Raw genomic sequence first — 8687 nt, 5'->3', positions numbered from 1 at the left:
ATCGAGAGTTCGTCAGTTCGAGTGCTTTGTTTGAAATGCAATGGAAAACAAAGTGTATCGAGAACTCGTCAGTTTTATTGTTTTTCCGCGTTTATTTTGTCATGCTGAGGAATGCAGCATCTTTTATCGGTGAGCTACTTGTTTGGATTCCTCCTTCGTCGGAATGACAAATTTGGATGTTTAGGGTTTGTCTATGCGATTGTTTTTTCTGCGTTTCTTTTGTCATGCTGAGGAACGAAGCATCTTCTTTTAGTGAGTAATTGGTTTGGATTCCTCCGTTGTCGGAATGACAAATTTGTGTATGGAGAGTTCGTCAGTTCGAGTGCTTTGTTTGAAATGCAATGGAAAATAAAGTGTATCGAGAACCCTTTCAAACCAAACAATCATCTTCCTATAATTAATAGTGCTACGTTGCCATAATAGTTTTATTTTTGAATTTTAAATCCAAGCACAAATGAACACAGCAGGGAAATCACAAGAAAATACAGGTTTTGGAACCAATGCCAGCAACTACGGCGGCCGATTCATCAATAAGGACGGCAGCGCCAATGTAGAAAAACGAGGCATGTTTTTACTGCGTCGTATAAGTTGGTACCACACCATGATTGCCATGCCGCAATGGCGTTTTTTATTGACGTTGTTACTTTTTTACATGGGAATGAATTTCATTTTTGCGCTTTTATATTTTTCAATCGGTATCGAACATTTAAATGGTATCGATCCTTCGGGTACTGAATTGGGTAAGTTTGGGCAGGCTTACTTTTTTAGTGCGCAAACTTTTACCACCGTGGGCTACGGGCACATCAGTCCTGTTGGATTTTTGGCTAGCGCGCTTTCTGCCGCTGAGGCCTTAATTGGATTACTCAGTTTTGCCATTGCTACCGGATTGTTTTTTGGGCGTTTTAGCAAACCCACTGCTTTTATCAAATTTTCAGACAATGCCCTGATTGCGCCTTACCGCGAGGGAACGGCTTTAATGCTGCGATTGACTCCTTTTAAAAATACCGACTTAACCGATGCTTTCGCAAGAATTACGATGCGTAGGAGTGACAACGAAAACGGCGCGATGACGAATCGCTTTTTTGCTTTAGATTTAGAACTCGATCGCATAAATGTACTTAGTTTGAGTTGGACACTCGTACACCCTATAACACCTGAAAGTCCGTTGTATGGTCTTTCAGCTGAAGATTTTACTTCTATCAACGGAGAGTTTATTGTTCACCTGACTGCTTTTGACGATATGTTTAGCAATACAGTGGCTACACGAACTTCCTATACTTTTGATGAAGTAGTTTATGGCGCTAAATTCGATTCGATGTACACCCGAAATGAATCAAACTCCAAGACAATCTTGCACTTAGATTTGTTAAACAGTTATCAAAAAGTCGATTTTAAAGAAAAATAGCGTTTTTACAACGGTTTAGGTCGTTTTATATCTAAATTTATTTTACATTTGTTCAATAAATTTTCAGAAACGATGAACAATGTAAAAAATGTATTCAGTATCAAGGATCTTGAAAACCTTTCAGGGATCAAAGCGCATACGATACGAATTTGGGAAAAACGCTATGATATTCTGCAGCCCATGCGTACCGATACTAACATTCGTTTGTATGATTTGCCGAGTTTGCAAAAGCTTTTAAATATCACGTTACTACACGATTACGGTTATAAAATATCTAAAATTGCGACTTATCCACAGGAGAAAATCCCGTCTTTGGTTCGTGAAATTATATCAAATAAAACAGCCAAAAGTCACGCCATAAGTGAGTTTAAAATGGCAATGATGAACTTTGATCAAGAACTTTTTTTTAATACTTATAATTGGCTAATCGCCGAGAAGTCGTTTAAAGAAATTTTCCACCAAGTATTCATTCCGTTAATGAATGAGTTGGGATTGTTGTGGCAATCCGATACCATTACCCCAGCACACGAGCACTTTATCAGTTATTTGATCAAACAAAAATTGCTCATCAACACTGAGAAATTGCAAATTTTAAAACAAACCAAGACCGATAAAGTTTTTGTTCTGTCATTACCAATGAATGAAATACATGAATTGGGATTGATGTATTTGAACTACGAAGTGCTTTTACACGGTTACAAAACCATCTATCTTGGCGAAAGCATGCCGATAGAAAACCTCAGAGATCTTAAAAAACATTTTGATTCGATCGTGTATGTTTCTTACATGACGGTTCAACCTGAAAAAGGAATCCTAGACGAATACGTACAGCAAATGTCGGATCAACTATTAGATGATACAACTGAGCTTTGGCTTATTGGTCGAATGGTCGAACACATCGATAGAGAAAAATTAGCCGAGCGCATAAATATTTTTAATTCTATCACGGAATTAGTCGATTGGATTTAAAAATAATTGTTTAAAGATTTTGTATATTTGCTAAACAAATGAAGGAAGAAAAAAAAATTACCATTATAGGATCGGGTTTCTCTGCTTTAGCGGCTTCGGCTTACTTAGCGAAGAGCGGTCACCAAGTTACCGTTTATGAAAAAAACAGCGCTGTTGGCGGTCGCGCACGTCGCCTAGTACGCGAAGGTTTTACCTTTGATATGGGACCAAGTTGGTACTGGATGCCTGATGTTTTTGAACGCTTTTTTGCTGATTTTGGCAAAAAAACAACCGATTATTATGAGCTTGTAAAACTATCGCCAGCCTACCGCGTTTATTACGGTATTGATGATTTTATAGCCATTGCAGATAATCTTCCAGAAATTGTTGCGGCTTTTGAGGCCATCGAAAAAGGAAGTGGCGCCAAGTTGCAAGCTTTTATGGATCATGCTAAAAGCAATTATGATATTGCCATCAAGGATTTGGTGTATCGCCCAGGTGTATCACCGCTTGAGTTAATTACTGTGGAAACTGCGTTAAAAGTAGGGGAGTTTTTCTCTAACATTAGCAAAGATGTACGTAAGAAATTCAAGAACGAACGTTTGATTCAAATTTTAGAATTTCCTGTTTTATTCCTTGGAGCAAAACCTTCAGACACGCCTTCGTTTTACAGTTTTATGAACTACGCCGATTTTGGTTTAGGAACTTGGCATCCAAAAACAGGTATGCACGATGTGGTGCGTGCCATGGAAAACTTGGCAACTGAACTAGGCGTTCAATTTGTAACCAATGCAAATATTGAAAAAATAATTGTCGAAAATAAAACGGCGGTTGCCATTCAAGTAAACGGAAAGATAGTAGCTTCTGATTTGATTTTGAGCGGTGCCGATTACCATCATACCGAAACTTTACTCGACCAAGAGCACCGCGCTTATTCTGAGAAATATTGGGACTCGCGTGTTTTTGCGCCATCGTCCTTGTTGTTTTATGTTGGTTTTGATAAAAAGCTAGATAACATTTCGCATCATGCTTTGTTTTTTGACGTTGATTTTTACCAACACGCCAAAGACATTTATGATGAGCCACAGTGGCCAAAAGAACCATTGTTTTACGCCAACTTTCCATCGGTTACAGATGCAACTGCGGCTCCTGAGGGAATGGAATCTGGGTTTTTCCTTGTGCCATTAGCACCCGGAATCAATGATACCGAGGCATTGCGTGAAGAGTACTTCGAAAAAATTATCAGCCGTTTCGAAACTTTAACACAGCAAAGTGTCAAAAATAATATTATATTTAAAGAATCTTTTTGTAAAAATGATTTTGTGTCCGAGTACAACTCGTACAAGGGGAACGCTTACGGTATGGCAAATACCTTATTGCAAACCGCATTTTTAAGACCAAAACTAAAGAGCAAAAAAGTAAAGAATTTATATTTCACAGGACAATTAACCGTTCCTGGACCTGGAGTACCGCCTGCACTGATTTCTGGAAAACTAGTGTCGGAATTAATTAATAAGCAATTTTCAGAACAATAATATGAAGCAATTATTTGACGATGTCTCTTTTAAATGCAGTAAGTTAGTTACTAAAAATTACAGTACATCTTTCTCACTCGCGGTGTATATGTTATCCCCAACTATTCGCGAGGCAATTTACAGTATTTACGGTTTTGTGCGTTTTGCTGACGAAATTGTCGACACTTTTCACGGTTTCGATAAAGAAACTCTAATCACCGAATTTGAAGACGAGTACTACAAAGCCTACGATCGTGGTATTAGTTTGAACCCGATTTTGAATTCGTTCCAACAAACAGTGAAAGAGTACAATATTGGTGACGATTTAATTCAAGCCTTCTTGCGTAGTATGAAATTAGATCTTATAAAATCCGATTATCACAGCAAAGAAGAGTACGATGCCTATATTTATGGCTCGGCCGATGTGGTAGGTCTTATGTGTCTTAAAGTTTTTGTGGCTGGCGATAATGCACGTTACGAGCAACTCAAAGACGAGGCCATGCGTTTGGGATCAGCTTTTCAAAAAGTAAACTTTTTACGCGATTTGAAAGATGATAACTTAGTACTCAACCGCAATTATTTCCCGGGTGTCGACTTGAATTCATTCGATGAAAAGGCAAAAACAGCCATCATCAACGAAATCGAAGAAGATTTTAGAGTAGCCTACGAAGGTATTGTAAAACTACCTATGGAAGCTAAGTTTGGCGTATACACAGCGTATGTGTACTACCGCAAACTACTCAAAAAATTAGAGAACACACCTTGTCACGAAATAGGAAGCGCCCGTATTCGCGTTTCTAATTACACTAAAGCAGGCCTTCTGGCCAAATCTTTTGTATCGTACAAGCTAAAATTAGTTTAATTCATTCCTTTAATTTTTACTTAAATCTATAAATAAAATGATCTTTTTTTTGATTTTTTTGGGTACTTTTCTGACCATGGAAGGCATAACTTGGTGTACACACAAATACGTGATGCACGGTTCTATGTGGTATTTCCACGCCGATCATCACCAGCCTAAATATGCCAATATATTTGAACGCAATGACATATTTTTTGTCATTTTTGCAGCGCCAAGCATCGCCTTGTTTTACTACGGAGTAGAGGGCGGCTTGAATTACAAATTTTTTATCGGCCTTGGTATCATGTTCTACGGCTTGTGCTATTTCTTGATCCATGATGTGTTAATTCACCAGCGTTTCAAGTGGTTCAAGCATACCAACAACAAATACTTAATTGGTCTTCGTAAAGCACACAAAGTACACCACAAACACCTAGGTAAAGAGGATGGCGAGTGTTTCGGAATGCTTTTCGTACCATTCAAATATTATAAAATGTAAAGTTTTTTGGGGCGTGACCCCGCTTTCACTAGCGTTACAGCGGGGTCGGGCAATCCGTTCCCGCTTTTTTTATCGCCCAAAAAAAGGGCTCTAAAAAAGAGCTCCACTGCTGTCCCTCACGCGGACCGCTGCTAAATATCCTAAACAAAATACCATGAAAATATACAAACAAGAAACCGTGCAACACATCAATGCATCGGTTGAGGAATGTTGGGCTTTCTTTTCAAATCCTAAAAACCTTCAAAAAATAACACCTCAAGACATGGGATTCCAAATCACTGATTTTGATCAAAAATCAATGTATCCCGGTCAAATTATTCAATACAAAGTCACGCCGCTTTTTGGGGTTACACTTTCTTGGATGACTTTAATTACTGCCGTAAAAGAAAATAGTTATTTCATTGATGAGCAAAAATTTGGTCCGTACAGTTTTTGGCATCACAAACATTTTTTTGAAGCTACTGCCACCGGAACCAAAATGACTGATGTGGTTCATTACGGATTACCGCTAGGTTTTATCGGTCGTATCATGAATACTTTGGTGGTCAAAAACAAATTAAAATCCATATTTGAATACCGTGTTCAAAAAGTAGATGAACTTTTTAATTCGAAGTAATGAGCAAAGCAGCTGTTTCTATCTTTTGGTTTCGTCGTGATTTACGCCTTGAAGATAATGTAGGTTTGTACCAAGCTTTACAATCCGATTATCCGGTGCTTCCTATTTTTATTTTTGACGAAGCTATTTTGAGTAAACTCCCAAAAAATGACGCTCGAGTAGGTTTTATACATGAAAATCTACAGCAAATGCATGCCCAGTTGCAAGAGCATTCTAGTGGGTTGCGTGTTTGCCACGGAGCAATCAATAGTGTTTGGGAATCGCTATTGGATGAGTTCGATGTCAAAGAGGTTTTTTATAACAAAGATTACGAACCTTATGCACTGCAACGCGATGCGCAAATTACAACTTTGTTGCAAGAGCGTGGAGTAAGCGTTTCTCCATTCAAAGACCAAGTTATTTTTGAAGAAAAAGAAATCGTAAAAGCAGATGGTTTGCCGTACACAGTGTACACGCCATTTAAAAACAAATGGTTAGAAAAGTACAAAACATTAGCGCCTGTTCAAGAGTGGGATACTGCAGCGCATTTTAGTAAGTTGTACCCGCATCAGGGAGAAATTTTAACTCTTTCAGCAATTGGATTTGAACCAAGTCCAATCAAAGTAAAACCGCATAATTTAAAGTTTATAGCTAATTATCACGACACACGTGACTTTCCAGCCATGGACAAAACTTCATACTTATCGCCGCATTTGCGTTTCGGAACTGTAAGTGTTCGCAAATTAGTCAATTGGGCTTTTCACAAAAACGATGTCTTTTTAAGTGAGTTAATTTGGCGCGAGTTCTTCATGCAAATTTTATTCAGCTTTCCCAAAGTGGCCAATAAAAATTTTAAGTCGGCTTATGACGGCATTCAATGGCGCAACAATGAAGACGATTTTAAACGTTGGTGCGAAGGAAAAACAGGCTATCCTATGGTTGATGCAGGTATGCGCCAGCTCAACGAAACAGGTTACATGCACAACCGCGTGCGTATGGTGGTAGCGAGTTTTTTATGCAAACATTTGTTGATTGAATGGCAATGGGGCGAAGCCTATTTTGCTCAAAAACTGTTAGATTATGACATGTCAGCCAATGTTGGCAATTGGCAATGGGCAGCAGGAACAGGTTGCGATGCAGCGCCTTATTTCAGAGTTTTTAATCCGGATATTCAGCAGAAAAAATTCGATGAGAAAGGAGCTTATATCCGCACTTGGATTAAAGAATTCAATTTAGGTTACGGAAAACCAATGGTGGAGCATGCCATGGCCCGCGATCGCGCTATTGCGACTTACAAGGCGGGTATTTTAAAATAGACCAAAATCATTTTTATATCAAAAAAATAAAGGCTCGGAATTCGTTTCGAGCCTTTTTTGTTGCATACTATCTTTGAAATTTTCTGGAATTGGAATCAGCGAATTAATTTTTCAAGCATTCCCTTAAAGATGAATCCGTGAAAAGGCAAAACGGAGTACCAATACAATTTGCCCCAAATGCCGCGCGGTCTAAACGTAGCCGATTGGTACAAGGTATTATTGATAATTTTAAACTCGAGCCACGCTTCGCCTGGAAGTTTCATTTCGGCAAACAAAATCAATTTTCCTTCTTGTTTGTTGGCGTACAAAACACGCCAAAAATCCAAGGCATCGCCTGCGTGGATGTCATGTCGGTTGGTGCGTCCGCGACGAGAGCCAACACCTCCGTACAATTTATCAATAAATCCGCGTAAATCCCAAAGCCAATCGCCATAATACCAACCCGTTTCGCCACCAATTGACCAAATGCGGCGTATAGTGAAATCACGATCAATAATTTCCATTTTACGGCGGTCGATATAGCAATCTTTCTTCGGGACTTTTAAATATGGTGATAGATTACGGTTGAAGCGACCACTTACCAACGAATCTTTCCAACTCGATGCCACTTGATCTTCATCAACTTTTATCAATGCACGCGACAAACCTTGTTGATAGGTCATGGGTTGCACGCCCAATAAATCATTAATTCGATTATCTTGGCACACTACTTCTACTTTCATACTGCTCACTAATGCCGATGCCAAGCGGTACGAAGTTGAGGTTACAAAATACAGCCAATACGATGATAATTTAGGAGTCATCACCGGAACGGTATAAATGTATCGTTTTAGGTTTTTAGCTTTGGCAAACCCCAAAAGCATTTCTTTATAGGTGAGTACATCGGGTCCGCCGATGTCAAAACTTTGGTTGTACGTCAAAGGATTGTATAGGGATTTGTATAAAAAATCTAAAACATCAGGAATTGCAATGGGTTGGCAACGGGTGTTGAGCCATTTGGGAGTAATCATCACGGGTAATTTATTCACCAAGTCGCGAATGATATCAAAGGAGGCACTGCCGGAGCCGACAATAATTCCGGCGCGTAGGGTAGTGGTTGCAAAATTCGCAGATCTTAAAATTTCTTCAACACGCAGTCGCGATGATAAATGTTTAGAGAGCGCACTGTCATTTACAATTCCGCTTAAGTAGATAACATGTTTTACTTGTGTGGTATTCAAATATTCGACAAAATTATGTGCAGACAAGCTTTCTAAATCATCAAAATTAGAGGCTGATCCTGACATCGAATGAATGAGGTAATACGCAGCATCAATATCTTTAGGGATGGCTACTAATGAATCTTCATCAAGAAAATCTACTTCAACAACTTGAACTTTATCTTGTAAATCAATAGGGCAGTAAAATCGGTTCTTGTCCCGAACGCAGCACACGACATCATGCCCGTTGCTTACCAAAATAGGCAAAAGTCGCTTGCCAATATATCCTGTAGCTCCTGTTAGTAGAATTTTCATAGTGCCTCTGTTTTAAACCAAAAGGCGCAACAATGGCAAAGGTGACAATCTAAAA

The 8687-nt window shown here is 38.9% G+C and carries 8 protein-coding genes; 7 read left to right on the top strand and 1 reads right to left on the bottom strand.

Annotation, left to right across the window (positions count from 1 at the left end; translation table 11 throughout):
- The first annotated feature begins 454 nt into the window (after positions 1 to 454).
- The 7 genes from KBJ98_RS08000 to KBJ98_RS07970 all read left to right on the top strand — a co-directional run bounded on the left by KBJ98_RS08000 (position 455) and on the right by KBJ98_RS07970 (position 7118).
- Positions 455 to 1405, top strand: coding sequence for an ion channel (locus KBJ98_RS08000; protein WP_210789298.1), 951 nt, complete (start codon positions 455 to 457; stop codon positions 1403 to 1405).
- Positions 1406 to 1477: 72 nt separating this feature from the next.
- The gene (locus KBJ98_RS07995) at positions 1478 to 2374 is read left to right on the top strand and encodes a MerR family transcriptional regulator (protein ID WP_210789297.1); all 897 of its coding nucleotides are present in this window, start codon (positions 1478 to 1480) and stop codon (positions 2372 to 2374) included.
- 38 nt (positions 2375 to 2412) lie between these two features.
- Positions 2413 to 3888, top strand: coding sequence for a phytoene desaturase family protein (locus KBJ98_RS07990; RefSeq protein WP_210789296.1), 1476 nt, complete (start codon positions 2413 to 2415; stop codon positions 3886 to 3888).
- Position 3889: 1 nt separating this feature from the next.
- The gene (locus tag KBJ98_RS07985; protein ID WP_210789295.1) at positions 3890 to 4729 is read left to right on the top strand and encodes a phytoene/squalene synthase family protein; all 840 of its coding nucleotides are present in this window, start codon (positions 3890 to 3892) and stop codon (positions 4727 to 4729) included.
- 37 nt (positions 4730 to 4766) lie between these two features.
- Positions 4767 to 5207, top strand: coding sequence for a sterol desaturase family protein (locus KBJ98_RS07980; RefSeq protein WP_166137063.1), 441 nt, complete (start codon positions 4767 to 4769; stop codon positions 5205 to 5207).
- Between the two features lie 154 nt (positions 5208 to 5361).
- Entirely contained in the window at positions 5362 to 5823 is a 462-nt protein-coding gene (locus tag KBJ98_RS07975) for an SRPBCC family protein (protein ID WP_210789294.1), read from the top strand.
- The gene (locus KBJ98_RS07970; protein WP_210789293.1) at positions 5823 to 7118 is read left to right on the top strand and encodes a cryptochrome/photolyase family protein; all 1296 of its coding nucleotides are present in this window, start codon (positions 5823 to 5825) and stop codon (positions 7116 to 7118) included. The genes KBJ98_RS07975 and KBJ98_RS07970 overlap by 1 nt, the downstream gene beginning before the upstream one ends.
- Before the next feature lie 95 nt (positions 7119 to 7213).
- On the opposite strand, the gene KBJ98_RS07965 is transcribed toward KBJ98_RS07970, so the two are convergent.
- A complete protein-coding gene (locus KBJ98_RS07965) occupies positions 7214 to 8632 on the bottom strand; it encodes an SDR family oxidoreductase (protein WP_210789291.1) in 1419 nt (472 codons plus the stop codon).
- Positions 8633 to 8687 lie beyond the last annotated feature (55 nt).

The sequence above is a fragment of the Flavobacterium erciyesense genome (assembly GCF_018069925.1).
GTDB lineage: Bacteria > Bacteroidota > Bacteroidia > Flavobacteriales > Flavobacteriaceae > Flavobacterium > Flavobacterium erciyesense.
The sequence above is the reverse complement of the archived record's forward strand: the minus strand, read 5'-3'. Positions and strand labels throughout refer to the sequence as shown.

What these genes read in the sequence shown, in the direction of transcription:
- KBJ98_RS07980 (WP_166137063.1), top strand. Translation starts at nt 4,767, where the DNA reads ATGATCTTTTTTTTGATTTTTTTGGGTACTTTTCTGACCATGGAAGGC.
- KBJ98_RS07965 (WP_210789291.1), bottom strand. Translation starts at nt 8,632, where the DNA reads ATGAAAATTCTACTAACAGGAGCTACAGGATATATTGGCAAGCGACTT.
- KBJ98_RS07990 (WP_210789296.1), top strand. Translation starts at nt 2,413, where the DNA reads ATGAAGGAAGAAAAAAAAATTACCATTATAGGATCGGGTTTCTCTGCT.
- KBJ98_RS08000 (WP_210789298.1), top strand. Translation starts at nt 455, where the DNA reads ATGAACACAGCAGGGAAATCACAAGAAAATACAGGTTTTGGAACCAAT.
- KBJ98_RS07995 (WP_210789297.1), top strand. Translation starts at nt 1,478, where the DNA reads ATGAACAATGTAAAAAATGTATTCAGTATCAAGGATCTTGAAAACCTT.
- KBJ98_RS07975 (WP_210789294.1), top strand. Translation starts at nt 5,362, where the DNA reads ATGAAAATATACAAACAAGAAACCGTGCAACACATCAATGCATCGGTT.
- KBJ98_RS07970 (WP_210789293.1), top strand. Translation starts at nt 5,823, where the DNA reads ATGAGCAAAGCAGCTGTTTCTATCTTTTGGTTTCGTCGTGATTTACGC.
- KBJ98_RS07985 (WP_210789295.1), top strand. Translation starts at nt 3,890, where the DNA reads ATGAAGCAATTATTTGACGATGTCTCTTTTAAATGCAGTAAGTTAGTT.